Annotated in this window: 19 protein-coding genes; 3 read left to right on the top strand and 16 right to left on the bottom strand. The window is 76.9% G+C overall.

The window, feature by feature from the left end; all coding sequences use genetic code 11:
* Positions 1–53: 53 nt before the first annotated feature.
* From ABWU78_RS17070 to ABWU78_RS17110, 9 genes are all read right to left on the bottom strand, one after another.
* Positions 54–605 carry a NuoB/complex I 20 kDa subunit family protein gene (locus tag ABWU78_RS17070; RefSeq protein WP_047234408.1) on the bottom strand — a complete coding sequence of 184 codons (552 nt, stop codon included), beginning with the start codon at positions 603–605 and terminating at the stop codon, positions 54–56.
* A 56-nt stretch (positions 606–661) separates the two neighbouring features.
* Positions 662–1024 (bottom strand): NADH-quinone oxidoreductase subunit A, encoded by a 363-nt coding sequence (locus ABWU78_RS17075; RefSeq protein WP_047234407.1) that lies wholly within the window; start codon positions 1022–1024, stop codon positions 662–664.
* 106 nt (positions 1025–1130) lie between these two features.
* The gene (locus ABWU78_RS17080; protein ID WP_253055076.1) at positions 1131–2432 is read right to left on the bottom strand and encodes a geranylgeranyl reductase family protein; all 1302 of its coding nucleotides are present in this window, start codon (positions 2430–2432) and stop codon (positions 1131–1133) included.
* A 312-nt stretch (positions 2433–2744) separates the two neighbouring features.
* Entirely contained in the window at positions 2745–3470 is a 726-nt protein-coding gene (locus tag ABWU78_RS17085) for a hypothetical protein (RefSeq protein WP_439159033.1), read from the bottom strand.
* Positions 3467–4054: a signal peptidase I gene (locus tag ABWU78_RS17090; protein WP_439159034.1), complete on the bottom strand. Its 588-nt coding sequence runs from the start codon at positions 4052–4054 to the stop codon at positions 3467–3469. Before ABWU78_RS17090 ends, ABWU78_RS17085 begins: the two co-directional genes overlap by 4 nt.
* Positions 4047–4523, bottom strand: a complete 477-nt coding sequence (locus tag ABWU78_RS17095; RefSeq protein ID WP_253055073.1) for a hypothetical protein — start codon at positions 4521–4523, stop codon at positions 4047–4049. Before ABWU78_RS17095 ends, ABWU78_RS17090 begins: the two co-directional genes overlap by 8 nt.
* The gene (locus tag ABWU78_RS17100; protein ID WP_439159035.1) at positions 4520–5086 is read right to left on the bottom strand and encodes a hypothetical protein; all 567 of its coding nucleotides are present in this window, start codon (positions 5084–5086) and stop codon (positions 4520–4522) included. The genes ABWU78_RS17095 and ABWU78_RS17100 overlap by 4 nt, the downstream gene beginning before the upstream one ends.
* Positions 5087–5096: 10 nt before the next feature.
* Positions 5097–5639 carry an alternate-type signal peptide domain-containing protein gene (locus ABWU78_RS17105; protein WP_253055071.1) on the bottom strand — a complete coding sequence of 181 codons (543 nt, stop codon included), beginning with the start codon at positions 5637–5639 and terminating at the stop codon, positions 5097–5099.
* 143 nt (positions 5640–5782) lie between these two features.
* The gene (locus ABWU78_RS17110) at positions 5783–6478 is read right to left on the bottom strand and encodes a demethylmenaquinone methyltransferase (RefSeq protein WP_253055070.1); all 696 of its coding nucleotides are present in this window, start codon (positions 6476–6478) and stop codon (positions 5783–5785) included.
* Between the two features lie 67 nt (positions 6479–6545).
* Between ABWU78_RS17110 and ABWU78_RS17115 the strand changes: the two genes are divergently transcribed.
* Both ABWU78_RS17115 and ABWU78_RS17120 read left to right on the top strand, forming a co-directional pair.
* The gene (locus tag ABWU78_RS17115) at positions 6546–7925 is read left to right on the top strand and encodes an isochorismate synthase (protein ID WP_253055069.1); all 1380 of its coding nucleotides are present in this window, start codon (positions 6546–6548) and stop codon (positions 7923–7925) included.
* A gap of 159 nt (positions 7926–8084) precedes the next feature.
* On the top strand, positions 8085–8618 hold the full coding sequence (locus ABWU78_RS17120) for a GNAT family N-acetyltransferase (protein ID WP_439159036.1): 534 nt from the start codon (positions 8085–8087) through the stop codon (positions 8616–8618).
* Positions 8619–8831: 213 nt separating this feature from the next.
* Here ABWU78_RS17120 and ABWU78_RS17125 read toward each other — a convergent pair whose 3' ends face one another.
* The 7 genes from ABWU78_RS17125 to ABWU78_RS17155 form a co-directional block, all read right to left on the bottom strand.
* A complete protein-coding gene (locus ABWU78_RS17125; RefSeq protein WP_439159037.1) occupies positions 8832–10538 on the bottom strand; it encodes a trypsin-like peptidase domain-containing protein in 1707 nt (568 codons plus the stop codon).
* A 97-nt stretch (positions 10539–10635) separates the two neighbouring features.
* Positions 10636–12513 (bottom strand): 2-succinyl-5-enolpyruvyl-6-hydroxy-3-cyclohexene-1-carboxylic-acid synthase, encoded by a 1878-nt coding sequence (gene menD, locus ABWU78_RS17130; protein WP_439159042.1) that lies wholly within the window; start codon positions 12511–12513, stop codon positions 10636–10638.
* A 65-nt stretch (positions 12514–12578) separates the two neighbouring features.
* Complete coding sequence (locus ABWU78_RS17135; RefSeq protein ID WP_439159038.1) at positions 12579–13580, bottom strand: o-succinylbenzoate synthase; 1002 nt, start codon at positions 13578–13580, stop codon at positions 12579–12581.
* 57 nt (positions 13581–13637) lie between these two features.
* A complete protein-coding gene (locus ABWU78_RS17140; RefSeq protein ID WP_439159039.1) occupies positions 13638–14354 on the bottom strand; it encodes a DUF1345 domain-containing protein in 717 nt (238 codons plus the stop codon).
* A 58-nt stretch (positions 14355–14412) separates the two neighbouring features.
* Positions 14413–15018 (bottom strand): TetR/AcrR family transcriptional regulator, encoded by a 606-nt coding sequence (locus ABWU78_RS17145; RefSeq protein ID WP_439159040.1) that lies wholly within the window; start codon positions 15016–15018, stop codon positions 14413–14415.
* A 5-nt stretch (positions 15019–15023) separates the two neighbouring features.
* Positions 15024–15347 carry a DMT family transporter gene (locus ABWU78_RS17150; protein WP_253055063.1) on the bottom strand — a complete coding sequence of 108 codons (324 nt, stop codon included), beginning with the start codon at positions 15345–15347 and terminating at the stop codon, positions 15024–15026.
* A gap of 75 nt (positions 15348–15422) precedes the next feature.
* A complete protein-coding gene (locus ABWU78_RS17155) occupies positions 15423–16883 on the bottom strand; it encodes a PLP-dependent aminotransferase family protein (protein ID WP_353707753.1) in 1461 nt (486 codons plus the stop codon).
* A 67-nt stretch (positions 16884–16950) separates the two neighbouring features.
* Here ABWU78_RS17155 and ABWU78_RS17160 point away from each other — a divergent pair.
* Positions 16951–17369: EamA family transporter (locus ABWU78_RS17160; RefSeq protein ID WP_439159041.1), on the top strand; the 419-nt coding region annotated here is incomplete at its 3' end.

Here is a 17369-nt window from a genome sequence, read left to right on the forward strand (position 1 = left end):
GGAGACCTCCTCGGGCTGCGGCACGGGCGTGCCGCCGCCCGTCTTCTCGTCCGTCACCGCAGCAGCCCCTTCATCTGGAACGTGGGCGTCGCCTCGAGCGCGGCCGCCTCGGCGGCGCGTGCCGCCTCCTTGCGGTTCACGCCGAGCGGCTCGTGCTGGATCTGGTCGTGCAGCGCGAGGATCGCGTTGATGAGCATCTCCGGACGCGGCGGGCAGCCCGGCAGGTAGATGTCCACCGGCACGATGTGGTCGACGCCCTGCACGATCGCGTAGTTGTTGAACATGCCGCCGCTGGACGCGCACACGCCCATCGACAGCACCCACTTGGGCTCGCTCATCTGGTCGTAGACCTGCCGCACGACCGGCGCCATCTTCTGGCTCACGCGCCCGGCCACGATCATGAGGTCCGCCTGGCGCGGCGAGGCGCGGAAGACCTCCATGCCGAAGCGCGACAGGTCGAACCGCGAGGCGCCGGCGGCCATCATCTCGATCGCGCAGCACGCCAGCCCGAACGTCACGGGCCAGAGCGACGCCTTGCGCAGGTACCCCGCGAGGTCCTCGATCGTGGTGAGCAAGAAGCCCGAGGGAGCCTCCTCGATCCCCATGGTGTTCTCCTAGTTCTCTCGCCGGTGCCGGCTGCCGCGGACGATCGGTCGCCTGCTCAGTCCCACTCGAGACCACCCCGCCGCCACTCGTAGACGAACGGGACCGTGATGAGCGCGAGGAACGCGAGCATCGCGACGAGGCCGAAGGTCGCGAGCGTCGCGAAGTCGACCGCCCACGGGTAGAGGAAGACGACCTCGATGTCGAAGACGATGAACGTCATGGCGACGAGGTAGTACTTGATCGGGAAGCGCCCGCCGCCGATCGCGTGGGGCGTGGGCTCGATGCCGCACTCGTAGGCGTCGAGCTTGGCGCGGTTGTACCGCTTGGGGCCGATGACCGCGCTCGCGGCGACACCGCCGAGAGCCAGCACGGCGGCCACGCCCATGAGGACGAGAAGCGGTACGTACGGGTTGGTCATCGCGTACTCCTCGAGTGGGGGCTCGGGACGGGAACGCCCGGGCGGTGTCCGGGAAGACCTCTGGGTGGTGCGAGCGCCCGCGTCGTTGCGGGCCCACCTCGTGGGCTCATGACGAGGGCACCACCCTCGTCAGCCCCGCGATCACGCGGTCGACCCAGTCGCCGCCGCGGGGCTCGTAGCAGTCGGACAGGAGCTTGAGGACGAACCGCATGACCACCGGGCGCGGGAGCCCGTAGCGCGTGCAGATCCGCATGATCTCGGGGTGCTCGATGAGCTTCACGAAGTACCGGCCGAGCGTGTAGTAGCCGCCCAGCTCGCGGCGCATGATCCGCGGGTACGTCTGGAGCGCGCGCTCGCGACCGCCGTCGGTGAGCCGCACGCGGGACTGGGCGACGACGTCGGCCGCCGCCCGCCCGGCCTGCATCGCGTAGGCGATCCCCTCGCCGTTGAAGGGGCTCACCATGCCGCCCGAGTCCCCGACGAGCAGCACGCCGCGCGTGTACAGCGGCGTGCGGTTGAAGCCCATGGGCAGCGCCGCGCCGCGCACCGGGGCGAGCCGGTTCTCCTCCGTGAACTCCCACTCGGCGGGCGCGTTGCGCATCCAGGTGGCGAAGAGGTCCTTGTAGTCGACGTTCGCGGCGGACTGGCGCGCCGGCGTCGAGCTCACGGAGCCGAGCCCGACGTTCGCCGTCCCGTCGCCGAGCGAGAAGATCCAGCCGTAGCCGGGCAGCAGGTTGGACTCGCGCGGCGTGCCGTCCCACAGCTCGAGGTGGGACTCCATCCACGGGTCGTCGTGGCGGGGGGTGCGGAAGTACGTGCGGACGGCGACGCCGATCGGGCGGTCCTCGCGCCGCGCGAGGCCGAGCGCGAGCGCGAAGCGCGACGAGACGCCGTCGGCCGCGATGACGACGGGCGCGCGGTAGGTGACCTCGTCGCCCGCGCGCCGGCCCTTGTCGTCCACGGGGCGGGCGGTGACGCCGACGACGCGGCCGGTGCGCTCGTCGAGCACGGGGCCGGTGACCGCGGTGCGCTCCAGGAGCTTGGCCCCCGTGCGCTGCGCGTGCTCGGCGAGGGTCCGGTCGAACGAGTGGCGCGCGCGGGCCATGCCGTAGCTGGGGTACGACGCGAGGTCGGGCCACGCGAGCTCCCACGAGCGGCCGCTCGCGACGACGCGCAGGCCCTGGTTCCGGATCCAGCCGTCCTCGGCGCGGGTCGGCACGCCCATGCGCACGAGCTCGGCGACCGCGCGCGGCGTCAGGCCGTCGCCGCAGATCTTGTCGCGCGGGAACGACGACTTCTCCAGCAGGAGGACGCTCAGCCCGGCGGCGGCGCAGTAGTGGGCCGCCGCGGAGCCGGCCGGGCCCGCGCCCACGACGATGACGTCGGCGTCGTCGAGCCTCGCGCCCACCGTGCTCACCTCACCGTCCGGTCGTCGGGACACACCTCGTGGTGGTCCACCGTGACCCGGGTCGGGACACGGCGCACCCACGGTCCTTGTGAAGTCGGTCACAATGGACATCGCCACTCTAGTCACTCCCGACGCGGGATGTGTAGCAAGGCGACCCTTCCCTGGGAGATCCTGTGACGAAGGTCCTCCCGCGCGACGACTCCCGACCCTGTGGATCGGGACCGGCGGGCAAGGGGGCCGGAGCGGCCATGGCCTAGCCTCCCCGCGCCGCCGCGGGACGCACGGCGGGCGGCGGGCGCGCGTCGCCGCAGGTCAACGACCGTCGGACGACGCCGCCCGGGCCCGCCCGAGCCGGGCGAGCGCCAGGCTGGCCCCGGCTGCGAGCGCCGCGGCGGTCGCGAGCCACCACGTGTCGACCCCGGTGCGGGCCAGCCCGGGGCCGGTCGACGGCGGCTCCCCCGGGGCGGGCGCCGGGCCGGTGCCCGGGACGCCCACGAGGTGCACCGTCTCCAGCACGCCGGCGACCGAGCGGCGCGTGGACGACGGCGCGTCCGCCGACATCGCGACGCTCACCTCCACCCGGCCCACCTCCCCGGGATCGAGGACGGGCCCCTCCCAGGTCGCGGCGCGCGGCGCCGCGCCGTCCAGCCGGACGTCGAGCCACGCGCCGAGCCCGGTCCGCACGACGGCCGGGTCGACGTCGGCCGCGAGGTCCACGAGGACGCGCGCCGCCGTCGGGCCGTCGTTGCGGACCCACAGGTCGCGCGCGACGGTCGCTCCCGGCACGACGAGCGCGTCCGGACCGAACAGGGACGCCGGGAGGCCCGTCGCCCACGTCGCGCCGTCGGCGCTCAGCCGGAGCGCGTCCTCCTCCCCCGACGCCGCGACCGCGCCGGTGCCCACCGAGGTGCCCGACGTCGCCCCCACCGAGGTGCCCGCCGTCGCCCCCACCGCCGCCTGGCCCGGCCCGGCGAGCACGACCGCGAGCAGCACGCCGGCGAGCGCACGGAGCGGCCCTCGGCCCGCGCCGCGGCTCACGGGACCACCGCCGGGGTCCTGCGGCGCCGCGCGCGCTCGCGCAGTCCCGCCGCGACCTGCCAGGCGCCCCACCCGAGGAGCCCGGCGGCGGCCACGACGGCGACGGTGCGGCGCGTGTCCCCCGACACCGCGGAGCTCACCCACCCGAGCAGCGGGACCGCGTAGACGACCGACCCGCGGACCTGCACGGGGCGGACGGGCTCCGGGTCGGGTGCGGCGTTGGCGTCGCCCTGCGTCGTGAGCACCCGTTCGTCGTCGGCCCCCACCCCGACGCCGACGACCCGGTGGGTGACGGCCTCCGGCCGGCCCGACACGAGCTGGTACGTGACCACGTCCCCCGGCGCGACGCGCGCGACGTCGACCGGCCGGACGACGACCATCGTCCCGGGCGCGTACGTCGGCCGCATGGACCCGGTGAGCACCGTGTACGGCGTCGCCCCCAGCACGAGCGGCACGACGACCCCCACGAGCGCGAGCGCGACGGCGCACCCGAGCGCGAGCACGCCGAGCGCCCGCGCGAGCGGCCCGTGCCGCCGCGTCGCGCCGCGCTCGCGGTGCCGCCCGCCGCGGGGCCGCTCAGCCACAGGAGACCCCCGAGAGCCCGGTGCCCGCGAGGAGCGCGCCGCGGACCGCGACCGCGTTGCTCGGGACCGAGACCCATCCCGACGCGTGGACGGACTGGACGCTGACCTGCAGGATCGTGCCGCCCAGCAGCAGGTCGAGGATCGACTGGAGGAGCCCGCCGAGCAGCGACTCGGTGATGACGAGCTGCGTCGCCGTGGTCTCGGTGGTCGTGGACTGCCCGCCTCCCGCGATCGTCACGCGGTAGCGGGCCGGGGCGGGCGTCGGTGCGGTCCACCGCACGGTCGCGCTCCGCGCGAGGTTGGTGCCCGTCGTCGCGCACGTCGTCCCGGTCGGGGCGGGGATCGTCCCCGCCGACGCCGTCGTCCAGAGCGACCCGCTCGCCGTCCACCACGCGACGGCCGGGCCGCCGACGAGCGCGAGCGCCACGGCCAGCGCGGCGACCACCCGGAGCCGGGCGCCGCGCGTCACGACGGCCTGCTCTCGAGCGTGACCGTCACCGCGACCTGGGCGCTCTGGCCCTGCCAGTCGCCCGGGCTCCCCGCGGGCAGCGTGTAGCGGACGCACACCTGCGTCGTCGCGCCGCGCGCGTACGTCTGCGGACTGAGTGCCCCGGCGGGCAGGGCCGTCCCCGTGCACGTCGCCCCGGGGTAGAACGCGACGGTGGGCCGCACGGTCCCCTCGTAGGCCACCGCGAGCCGGTAGCGCCACGTGCCGTCGCCCGTGTGGGTGACGGCGACCACTCCGTCGCGGGACTGGCCCGGCAGCATCGCCGTGAGGTCGGGGAACGTCTGCCACGACGTCTCGACGCCGAACGAGCCCGACCGCACGTCCGCACCGCTCACGGGCTGCGACGCCGACCACGTCGCCCACGCCGCACCCGCGGAGAGCGGCAGCGCGGCGAGCGCGAGCACGACCAGGGCGCGCACGGCACCGCGCCGCCCGTGCGCGACGCGTCCGCCCGCGCCGCCCGGACCGGGTCGGGCGCGACGACGTGCGACCCGGGCGCGGCGGCGGGACAGGTCGACCCCCACCGCGGTCCTCTCAGAGGTGCTGCTCGAGCGTGAACGTCAGGCTCGAGAGGTTCACCACGGAGCTCGTCGCGACCTGGTCGGCGGTGGCCGCGTCGAACGTCAGCGTGACGTCGGCGTCGACCGCCGGGTAGGCGGCCGTCGACGGCGCGACCTCGTACGTCCCGTCACCGTTGGCGGTGGCCCACGCCGGCGGCCCGTCGAGCACGAACGCCACGTCGAGCGCGTCGACGAGCGCCTGGTCGCCCGTGAGGCCGTCCGTGCCGCTCACGGCGAGGGTCGCCTGCAGCGAGTCGCCGATCGCGGTCACCGTGATCGGCTGGCTGAGCGCCAGCACGTCGCCCGGGACGATGCGGACGGCCGTGACGTCCGCGACCGCGGTCCCGTTGAGCGTCCAGGCGGCCGTCCCCAGCGCGAGGTCGAGGTCGCCGGAGCTGATGTCCCCCGCCTCGGCGACGGCCTGCGAGTCGGACCACAGCGCGTAGGTCCCGGCCCCTCCGAGGAGGAGCAGCGCACCCGCCCCGATCGCCAGCGCACCCTTGGTCAGACGTTCCATGTCGTGCCCCCGTCATGCCGCGCGCGGGCCCCCTTCGGCCGCGCTCGTCCCTCGACGGTAGGCCGGACGGCGCGGACCGGCATGGGGAGCCGCCGCTCGGGACGGGTGAATTCGGCGTCGCCGGGACCGCTCCGGCGACGGCGTCAGGCGGGGCGCGTGCCCCGGTGGAGCGCGACGATCCCGCCGGAGAGGTTGCGGTAGGCGACCTTCTCCCAGCCCGCACGGAGCAGGAGCCGGCCGAGACCGACCTGGTCGGGCCAGGCGGCGATGGACTCCGCGAGGTACTCGTACGAGCCGCCCTCGCGCGTCACCGCGGCGGCGATGCGCGGCAGCGCCTGCACCAGGTACTCCTGGTACACGACGCGGAACGGTGCCCACGTCGGGGTCGAGAACTCGCAGATCACGACCCGCCCGCCGGGCCGCACGACGCGCAGCATCTCGCGCAGCGCCGCCTCGGTGTCGACGACGTTGCGCAGGCCGAACGAGATCGTCACGGCGTCGAACGTGCCGTCCGCGAACGGCAGGCGCGTCGCGTCACCGGCGACGAACGGGAGGTCGGGCCGGCGCTCCTTGCCCACCTGGAGCATGCCGAGCGAGAAGTCGCAGGGCACGACGCGCACCCCGTCGTCGGCGAACGGCTCGGACGACGTCCCGGTCCCCGCCGCGAGGTCGAGGACCTTCTCCCCCGGCAGCGCGCCGACCGCGCGCACCGTCGCCCGGCGCCAGGCACGGTCCTGGCCGAACGACATGATGTCGTTCGTCAGGTCGTAGCGCGAGGCGATCCCGTCGAACATCGACGCGACCTCGGAGGGCTTCTTGTCCAGGTTGGCGCGGGGCATGCGGCCCATGCTTCCACGTCCCCGCACCGCAGGGCGCACCCGCGCGCGCGGCTTACGCTGGGAGGCGATGACTGCAGAACCGTCGGCCACGGCCGCACAGCCCCGACCCCGGCCGAGCATCGTCGTGCGGACCACCCGGATCCCCGACCTGCCCGGCGGCCTGGACGCCCTCGTCGACCTCCTGCCCGACGCGCGACCGCTCGCCTGGGTGCGTCGTGGCGACGGGATCGTGGGCTGGGGCGAGGCGCTGCGGCTCGAGACGTGGGGACCGGGCCGGTTCGCCGACGCCGAGGCCGCGTGGCACGAGACGCTCGCGCGCGCCGTCGTGCGCGACGAGGTGGGGCTGCCCGGGACGGGTCCGGTCGCGTTCGGGTCGTTCGCGTTCGACGACTCCGCCCCCGGCGACGACGCCCACGACCCGGTCCGCGCGGGCGGCGTGCTCGTCGTGCCGCGCGTCGTCGTCGGCCGGCGCGACGGCCACGCGTGGCTCACGACCGTCGACACCGCGGGCTCCCTGTCGTCCTCCCCGACGGACGCGCTGCGCCGCACGCCGCGCGCTCCCGTCACCGCGCCCGGCGCCGTGGCGTGGCACGACGGCGCGCTGCGGGCCGACGACTGGGCCGCCGTCGTCGCGGAGGGCGTCGAGCGCATCCGGTCGGGCGCGCTCGAGAAGGTCGTGCTGGCGCGGGACGTCGTCGCGCACACGGCCGAGCCCGTCGACCCGCGCTGGCTGCTCGCACGGCTCGCGACGTCGTACGAGGCGTGCTGGACGTTCTCCGTCGACGGCCTCGTGGGCGCGACGCCCGAGCTCCTGGTCCGCAGCGAGAAGGGTCTCGTCACCTCGCGCGTGCTCGCGGGGACGATCCGCCGCGGCGGGCTGTCCGACGACGAGGCGCTCCTGCGGGCGGCCCAGCTCGCCCGGTCGTCGAAGGACCTGGAGGAGCACGAGTACGCCGTGCGGTCGGTCGCGCAGGCCCTCGCCCCGTTCTGCTCGTCGATGAACGTCCCCGACGCGCCGTTCGTGCTGCACCTGCCGAACGTCATGCACCTCGCGTCGGACGTGACCGCGGTCCTCGCGCGCGGGGCGAGCGCGCCGGGCTCGCTGTCGGCCGGCACCGGTCCCGGGCCGACGAGTCTCGCGCTCGCCGCGGCGCTGCACCCGTCCGCGGCCGTGTGCGGCACGCCGACGAGCGTCGCGCGCGACCTCATCCGCGAGATCGAGGGCATGGACCGCGGCCGGTACGCCGGGCCCGTCGGGTGGCTCGGCGCGGACGGCGACGGCGAGTGGGGCATCGCGCTGCGCTCGGCCGAGCTCTCGGCGACGGACCCTCGGTCGGTGCGGCTGTTCGCCGGCTGCGGGATCGTCGCGGCCTCCGACCCGGCGGCCGAGGTCGCCGAGTCCGAGGCGAAGCTCGAGCCGATGCGCTACGCGCTCGGCGGGGCCTGACGTCCGCGGCGCGCCGTCCGCCTCGTCCGGGCGGTCGTGCCTGCGTGCCTGCGTGCCTGCGTGCCTGCGTGCCTGCGTGCGGAACGTCACCCCCGCCGACTTTCGACCGCCACCCGGACGACCGGGCCCGGCGCCCGCGGCGCTGCTAGGTTTCGGGAGGTGTCCGACTCCTCCCAGTTTTCCCGTCCTCGTCCCACCGCCCCGTCCGGCGTGCTCGTCCGCCGGGCCGTCGTCGCCGACCGCGACGCCGTGTGGCCGCTCGTCCTGGAGCTGCCTCGCCACGACCCCGAGCGGGAGGCGTTCGAGCGGTCCTTCGGCCCGCTGCTCGCCGCGCTCGACACGTACTTCGCGGTCGCGGAGCTGCCCGACCAGGGCGTCGTGGGGTACCTGCTCGCGAACCGGCACCTGACCTTCGCGTCCAGCGGCGTCGTCTGCCGGGTCGAGGAGGTCGCGGTCCTCCCGCAGCACCGCCGCCAGGGCATCGGCCGCCACCTGCTCGAGAGCGCCGAGGAGTGGGCCGCCGAGGTCGGGGCACGCCGCGTCGGGCTCGCGACCGGGCTCTCCAAGGAGTTCTACGTCTCCGGCGGCTACGCCGAGACCGCCGGCTTCTTCACCAAGCGCGTGGAGGCACCGGCGGCGCCGACCGCGGCGGGCGGCGACGCACCGTGGGCGCCGAGCGCCGCCACCGACTGAGCAGTCCGGACCGACGACGAGCGGCCGGCACGGGGATCCGTGCCGGCCGCTCGGTGCGGTACCCGGTCCGCGGGGGGACGTCCGTGGTCCGGTCACCCGCCCGTCGCGGTCAGAGGTCGCGACGGGACGTGGCGCGGGGTACGGGTCGCGCGTGCCGGCACGACGACCCGCCCCCGCAGATCGTGGGCGCCCCTCGCGGGGCGCCCGTCAGGGTCAGCCCTGGCCGCCGAAGAACCAGTCGAACGGGTTGGGCACGTTGCCCGGGTCCGTCGGGTCGGTCTGCTGACCCTGGTCGCCGCCCTGGTCGCCCTGGCCGGGGAGCTGCCCCTGACCGTCCTGGCCGGGAAGCTGCCCCTGGCCGCCCTGCGACCCCTGGCCGGTGGTCTCGTCGTCCGCGGGACGCGTCGCGAGCGTGACGTCGAGATCGAGCGTCTTGCCGTCGCGCACCACCGTCAGCGTGGACTTCGCGCCTGCGGCGCGCTCGCGCACGAACGCGGTGAGCGACTCGGCGCCGCCGACGGCGTGGTCGTCGATCGCGACGATCACGTCGCCGGACCGGATGCCGGCGTCGGCCGCGGGCGACCCGTCGGTGACCTCCTGGACCTCGGCGCCGCGACGCGTGACGCCGTCCGCGGTCGCGGTCGCGTCCGCGAGCGTCACGCCGAGGAACGCGTGCTCGGCGGTGCCGTTCTCGATGAGCTGCTCGCTGATCGACTTCGCGAGGTTCACCGGGATGGCGAACCCGAGGCCGATCGAGCCGGACTGGGTCCCGCCGCCCGACAGCGTGGCGATCGACGACGTGATGCCGATGACGCGACCCTGCGCGTCGAACAGCGGGCCGCCGGAGTTGCCGGGGTTGATCGCGGCGTCGATCTGGATGGCGTTCGTCACGACGGACGTGCCGCCGTCCTCGCCCGACGCGGAGACCGGCCGGTCGACGGCCGACACGATGCCCGTCGTCGCGGTGTTCGCGAGGCCGAGCGGGTTGCCCACCGCGAGGACCGACTCGCCGACGCTCACGTCGTCGGAGTCGCCGAGCGTCGCGGGCTGCAGGTCGTCGGGCGCGTCGACGAGCTGCACGACGGCGAGGTCCGTCGCCGGGTCGAGCCCGACGATCTTCGCCTCGAAGAGCCGGCCGTCGCTGAGCGTCACCTGGACGGTGTCGTTCTCCGCCCCGGACACGACGTGGTTGTTCGTGAGCACGTGGCCCTTGTCGTCGATGATGACGCCCGACCCCTCGGCGCCGCCCTGCGAGGTCTGCACCTGGATCGCGACGACCGACGGCGCGACGGCCTTCGTCACGGACTCCCAGTTCGGGTTCTGCGAGGACGAGTCGGAGACGGGCGCGGCCGTGCTCTCCTGGCGCTGGCCGACGTCGGCGAGCGACGCGGAGTCCTGGTCGGCGCCGAACGCGCCCGTGAGGCCGGCGGTGCCGACGCTCGCGAGGACCGCGGCCGCGGCGGCGGCGCTCACGACCGGCACCCAGGTGCGCCGGCGCCTCGGGGCGTCCGCCGCGCCCTGCGCGGTCGGGACCGGCGGCGCGGGCGGCGGCCCGAAGCTGCCGGACGGCGCGTGCGGCCCGGGCTGCGTGGGACGCGCGTACGGGTTGGGCATCGCCGTCCCTGCGGTGTGCGCCGTCGGGGCCGGCTGCGGCGTGGTGAGGTGCTGCACGTGCTGCGGCGCCTCGAGCGGCTGCGTCGGGTGCGCGGTCGGGTGCGCCGCGGTCGGCGGGAGCGGCTGCGTCGTGGCGACCGGGGCGAGCGGCTGCGTCGGCGCCGCGGTGGGCGTCTCGGCAGCGACCGACGCGGCACGCTCGGCGGCGGCGGGCGTCGTGGCGGCGGGCGTGGCGGCCGGCGTCGACGCGGGCGCGTCGGGGGCCGGCGTGGTGGGGGTGGGCTCCGTGCCCGGGGTGTTCGTCATGGTGGGCCTCCTCGGTTCTGCCCACTACTTCACACCGCCGCGCTTGAACGAGGCTTGAACGAGCCTGGGAGTTCGCTGCGAGTTCTGGGCGCCGTCGTCAGCGGTCCGCCGCGAGCGCCGCGCGGACGGCGTCGCGCACCCGCTCGCCCAGGCGCAGGCCGGCCTCTCGCCGGTCCGCCCGCGACACGTGCACCTCCAGCACCTGGACGCCGTGGCTCGGGGCCGCGAGCGCGTGCCGCAGCGAGGGGACGTCCTGCACGAGCTGGTGGTCCACGCCGTACCCCGCGCAGAGCTGGGCGAGGTTCGCGCCGTGCGGCGTCGCGAACACCCGCTCGAACGTGCGCCCTGCCACCGCGGACGTCTCCCCCAGGGCGCCCGGCTCGAGGCCCGCGAAGATCGAGCCGCCGTCGTCGTTCACCACGACGAGCTGCAGGTCGACGTGCGGCTCGTGCGGACCGCGCAGCAGCCCGCCCGCGTCGTGGAGGAACGTGAGGTCGCCGAGCAGCGCGCGCGTGCGGCGGTGCGGCCGGGCGGTGGCGACCGCCGCGCCGAGCGCGGTCGACACGGTGCCGTCGATCCCGGCGAGGCCGCGGTTCGCCAGGACGCGCGGGGCGTCCGCGTCGAGGCCGAGCACGAGGGCGAGGTCCCGCACCGGGTTGGACGACCCGACCACGAGCAGGTCGTCCGGCCCGCACGCGCCGACCACGGCGCGCGCCACGCTCGGGCCGTCGGTCAGCGACCCGTCGGTCTCCGCGGTGACGACCTCGACGGCCGCCGCCGACGCCGCGCGCCAGCGCGCGAGCCAGCCCGTGTCGGTCGCGTGGTCCGACGCCGGTCCGGGCACGGGCCCGGACGGGTCCGGGGCACCCGGGCGCGGGGCGAGCCACCGCTCGGGCACCGCCGTCAGGACCGTCGACGCGTTGCGCGCGGCGTCGGGCCACGGGCCGGCGCCCGGTGCGACGACGCTCACCTCGACGTCGGGCCGCCCGAGCAGGCGCTGCACGGGCCGCGAGAGCGTCGGCCGGCCGAGCACGACGACGTGCTCCACGCCGTCCACGAGCTCGTCGACCCCGAGCACGAGCGCGTGCGCGGCGACCAGGTTCGGGCCGCCCGCCGCCCCCGACGACGGCTCCGCGAGCAGCGGCCAGCCGCGCGCCTCGGCGAGGACGCGCGCGACTCGGCCCGCGCCGTCGCCCGCGACGACGACGGTCCGCCCGCCGGGGACCGGCACGGCGACGGGAGCGACGCCGAGGAGAACGGCGTCACCGCCCGGCTGCGGCTCCGCCGGCTCGGGCGGCGCCGCGGCCGGCAGCACGACGGCCGCGCGGACGCCGCGCGGGTCCGTGGCGGGCGCGTCGGAGCCGGGCGCAGCGTCGGGGACGAGGGGCTCACGGTAGGCGAGGTCGAGGTGCACCGGGCCGGGGTGCCCCGAGCGGGCGCCGACCGCCTCGGCGAGCGCACGCGTCGCGACGGCGAGGAGGTCGCGCACCTCGCCCGGGCGCCCGTCGGGCGCGGGGACGTCCGCGGCGAACCGCACGGCCGGTCCGAAGATCCCGGCCTGGTGCGTCGTCTGGTTGGCGCCCGTGCCGCGCAGCTCGTGCGGCCGGTCGGCGGTGAGGAGCACGAGCGGGACGCCGGTGTGGTGCGCCTCGAGCACCGCGGGGTGGAGGTTCGCGACGGCCGTCCCGGACGTGGTGACGACCGCGACGGGCCGGGGCAGCGGGACGCCCCCGCGAGCGACCGGCCCGGCGCCGCGCGACAGGCCGAGCGCGAGGAAGCCGGCCGCGCGCTCGTCGACGCGCACGTGCAGCGTGAGGCGCCCGAGGTCGGACGCCGCCGCGAGCGCGTAGGCGAGCGGCGCGCTGCGCGACCCGGGCGCGAGGACGACGTCGGCGACGCCCTCGTGCAGCAGCCGGTGCACGAGCACGAACGCGCTGCGCACCGCCGGCGGCTGGGCGTCCAGGCCGTCGAGCAGAGCGTCGAGGTCCGCGCCGCCGGGCGGGGCGCCGGCGCCCGGGCCGTGCGTGCCCACGGGCGCGGTCACCGGGCACCCCCCGTGAGCAGCAGGCCGGCGACGCGGTCGAGCCGCTCGCGCCAGCGGCGGTCCGTCTCGTCGTCGGGCGCGGTGGCCGCGAGAGCCGCGGCGGCGGGCTCGGGGCGGACGACGGGCAGGGCGCCGTCGACGGGGACGAGCGGGTGGTCCACGACGTCGGCCGCGAAGAGGTTCACCGTCGCGAGGCCGCACGCGTACGGGAGCTCGGGGAGAGCGGCGGCGAGCGCGACGCCCGCGGCGATGCCCACGGACGACTCGAGCGCGGACGACACGACGACGGGGATCCCGACCTGGTCGGCGAGGTCGAGGCACGCGCGCACGCCGCCGAGGGGCTGGACCTTGAGGACGACGACGTCCGCCGCGTCGGCGCGGACCACGGCGAGCGGGTCCTCGGCGCGGCGGACCGACTCGTCCGCGGCCACGGGCACGGCCCTGTCGCCCGGCTGCCCGCGCCGGACGGCCGCCAGCCCGGCGACGTCCGCGCACGGCTGCTCGACGTACTCGAGCCCGCCGGCGGCCCGGTCGAGGAGCGGCAGGCGCCGCAGGGCCTCCTCGGCGTCCCACGCACCGTTGGCGTCGACCCGGACCCGCCCGCCCGGGCCGAGCGCGTCGCGCACGGCCTCGAGGCGCGCGGCCTCCGCGCCCACGGGCTCGAGCGTCCCGTCGGGTCCGCGCTGGGCGACCTTGACCTTCGCGGTGCGGCACCCGCCGGACGCGGCGACGAGCTCGCGCGCACGGTCCGGCCCGACGGCGGGGACCGTGACGTTGACGGGCACGCGGTCGCGGACGGCGGCGGGCCAGCCCTGGTCGGCCGCCTCGCGGGCGGCCCGCAGCCAGGCGGACGACTCGGCGTCGTCGTAGTCCCAGAACGGCGAGAACTCCCCCCACCCCGCCTCCCCGCGCAGCAGCACGCCGTCGCGGGCGTCGAGCCCGCGGAACCGCGTGGTCAGAGGGGTCCGGTAGACGACGGTCTCGAGGCGGTCGGGCACGCCCTCCAGGCTAGGCCACCGCACGCTCCCCCACGTCGCCGGGCGTCGGCTCGCCGCTCAGGCGTTCACGAGCACCGCGACCACGAGCGCGACGATCACCGCGTTGAACGCGAACGCCACGACGGCGTGCGTCGTGACCATCCGGCGCGTCCCCGTGTCGAGCACGGTGACGTCGGCGGTGGAGAACGTGGTGCTCACGCCCGCCGCGAGGTACACGTAGTCGGCGAAGGCCCGCGGTCCCTGCCCCGGGAACGCGAACCCGCCGTCGCCCGCCGCGACGTCGCGCCGGGCGTAGTGCACGGAGTAGGAGACGAGGACCGTCACCCACGACACGACGATCACCGCGACGCCGAGCACCGTGATCGCGGGGACGGCGGCCCACGCGACCCCTTGGGCGAGCACGAACCCGACGAGCAGGGCCATGAGCGCGAACTGGACCGACCACGCCGCCGAGCCCCCGCCGAGGAGCCACGTGCCCACCCGGCCCCGGCCGTCGGGGTGCGCCGCGACGAGCGCCTGCTCGAGCGCGGGCCCGCGACGCCCGGCGAACGCCACGCACGTGAGCACGCAGTACAGCCCCGACAGCACCACCCACACGAGGAGGCCGGCCGCGACGGGCGCGGTGCCGTCGTCGAGCCCGAGCGGACGGACCGCGAGGACGACCGCGAGGGGTCCCAGCACGAGCGCGACGCCGGTCGACGTGAGCGAGCGGACGCTCTCCGGGACCAGGCGGTCGCGCAGGGCGGGTCGGGTGGACGCGGGTCGACGGCTCATGGCCCGCGAGGCTATCGCGACCGTCCGGCGCGGTGCCCGACCCGTCCTCGGCCGGTCGTCAGCTCGCGCGCGACCGGGCCACGAGCTCGCGGACGCGCTGCAGGGCGAGGTCGCGCACGTCGTGACCCTCGCTCAGCGCGCTCACCGCGGCGCCGTCCACCACGGCGATGAGCAGCGCGGGCGGCACGCTCGCGAGCCCGCGCACCGCGAGGAGCTGGGCGACGGCGTCGTCGAGCCCCTGCCGGCCCTCGCCGTAGGCACGCGCGAGCGCGGGGTAGCGGCCCGCGCCCACGAGGTGCTCGTAGAAGCCGCGCAGCTCGCTCTCCCCGCCGGGCGGCAGGACCGCGTCGACGAGCACGTGCGCGTCCTCGCGCGCCCGGTCCCCGCCCCGCGCGGCCCGCTCGGCGGCTCCTCGCGCGTGGTCCGCCCACCCGGAGACGACGACCTCGCCGGCCGCGCCGATGAGGTCGTCGAGCCCGGTGAAGTAGTACGTCGTGGCGGCGAGCGGGACGTCGGCCCGGGACGCGACGGCGCGGTGGGTCACCGCGGCGGGGCCCTCCTGGAGGATGAGGTCCGCGGCGGCGCGGACGATCGCGTCGCGGCGCGCGACCCCGCGCGCCTGACGACGCGGTGCGGGTCGCGGGTCGACGGTCTCGGTCGGCATCGGTGTCAGTGCCCTCCCCCGGAGAGGTTGAGCCCCACGACCCCCGCGACGATCAGCACGAGGGAGATCACCTTGAGGATCGTGACGGGCTCGTCGAACAGGACGACGGCGAGGATAGCGGTCAGCGAGGCGCCGATCCCCACCCAGACACCGTAGGCCACGCCGACGGGCAGGGACTTCAGGGCGATGCTCAGGCCGACCATGCTCAGGACGAGCATGACGACGAACGCGACGCTCGGCCACAGCCGGGTGAAGCCGTGCGACGCCTTGAGGCTGAGAGCCCAGCCGGCCTCGAGCATGCCGGAGAGGATGAGGACGATCCATGCCATGGGGAGACTCCCTCGGGTCGGCGCACCGGGTGGCAGGGCCCGCCGTCGTGCGCAGAACTGGTACTAACGTACCAGTTACTCGGGACCCGTCAAGACCGCCGCCCGGAGCACGCGCGCGACGCGCTCGACGTCGCCGTCGCGCACGCGCGCGGTCCCGACCACCACCCCCGCCTCGTGGCGGTCCACCCCCGTCCCGCTCAGCGGCTCGGCGGGCACGCCCGCCGCGTGCAGGCCCGCGACCGCGGCGCGCTCGGCGGCCGGGCCGGGGAGCGGGACGACGAGATGGAGCCCGGCGGCGACCCCGCCCACCTCGACCCCGGGCAGGGCGTGCGCGAGCGCGTCGAGCAGCAGGCGCCGCCGCCGCTGGTACACGAGCCGGGCCCGGCGCAGGTGGCGCTGGTAGGCGCCCGAGCCGAGCAGCGCCGCGAGCGCCGCCTGCTCGGGCACGGACGTCCCGAGGTCCGCGTGCCGCTTCGCCTCCACCAGGGGCCCGACGACGCGCGGCGGCGCCACGACCCAGCCGAGCCGCAGCGCGGGCGAGAGGAGCTTGGACACGGAGCCGAGCAGCACGACGCGCTCCGGGTCCAGGGCCCGCACCGAGGCGACCGGCTCCCGGTCGTAGCGCAGCTCGGCGTCGTAGTCGTCCTCGAGCACGAGGCGGTCGCCCGCCGCGGCCCAGGCGACGAGGGCGCGCCGTCGCGCGGGGCCGAGCACGACCCCGCGCGGGAACTGGTGGGCGGGCGTCACGAGGACGGCGCGCGCGTCGTCGGGCAGCAGGTCCGCGCGCAGACCCTCCGTGTCCACCGGCACGCCGACGGTGCGCAGGCCGGCGTCGCGCAGCAGCTCGAGCGCCCCGCGCGACGACGGGTCCTCGACCGCCACGCGCACGGGCCCCGCCGGTCGCGCGCCCGCGACCCGCCCCGCGACGAGCAGCCGGGCGAGGAGGGAGAGCGCCTGCGCGACCCCGCTCACCACGACCACGTCCTCCGCCGCGACGTGGGCGCCGCGCGCTCGGCGCAGGTGGACCGCGAGCGCCTCGCGCAGCGCCGGCAGCCCCTGCGGGTCCGGGTAGCCCAGGTCGGCGTCGGCCAGTCCCCGCATCCCGTCGCGCACGGCGCGCGCCCACGCGGCGCGGGGGAAGAGCGCAGGGTCGGGCGTCCCGACGCTCGCCGGCCGCGCCGCCCCTGACGCCCGCCGGGGTCCGGGCTCCGCGCCGGGCACCGCACCGGCCGGGCCCGCCGCCGTCCCCGGACGGCCCGACGGCGGCGCGGGCAGCGCCGCGACGACCACCCCCGACCGGGGCCGGGACACGAGCAGCCCTTCGCCGACGAGCACGTCGACGGCGGTGGTCACGGTGCCGCGCGAGAGGCCGAGCACCGCCGCCGCGTCGCGGCTCGACGGGAGCGCCGCGCCCGCCTCGAGGCGCCCGTCCACCACGGCCGCGCGCAGACCGGCCTGCAGCCACCGGCCGACGTCGCGCCCGGGGGGCGGGCCGAGGGCGAGCAGCAGCGCGTCGGGCTCGATCCGGGTCACCATCTGGCCCAGTGAACCAGGCAGGATCTGGACCTGCACCCTGGTCCAGGGGCGTCCCTACGGTCGACGCATGTCCCTCCTCGCACGTCCCTCTCGCCACGGCTCTCGGTCCGACGTCGTCGGTCGTGCGCCCGGCCTCCCCGGACCGGCGGGGTCCGGCGACCTGCGGTGCGCCGCCGGCATGGTGATCGTCGGCTCGTCGTTCGTCGCGTCCGCCGCCCTCGCGGACTTCCCGGTGCTCGGCGGCCAGGCCGCGCGCTACGCCGTCGCGGCGCTCGTCCTGCTCGCCGTGCTCGCCGCGCGCCGCGTGCCGTGGGTCCTGCCGTCGCCGCGCGCGCTGCTCCGCCTCCTCGCGCTCGCCGCGACCGGACTCGTGGGGTTCAGCGTCCTCGTCGTCGAGAGCGCGGGCCGCGCGGACCCGTCCCTCGTCGGGGCCGTCGTCGGCGCCTCGCCGGTCGTGCTCGCCGCGGCCGCCGCGCTGCGGGCGCG

This window comes from Cellulosimicrobium sp. CpK407 (assembly GCF_051844275.1).
Classification (GTDB): Bacteria; Actinomycetota; Actinomycetes; order Actinomycetales; family Cellulomonadaceae; genus Cellulosimicrobium; species Cellulosimicrobium cellulans_G.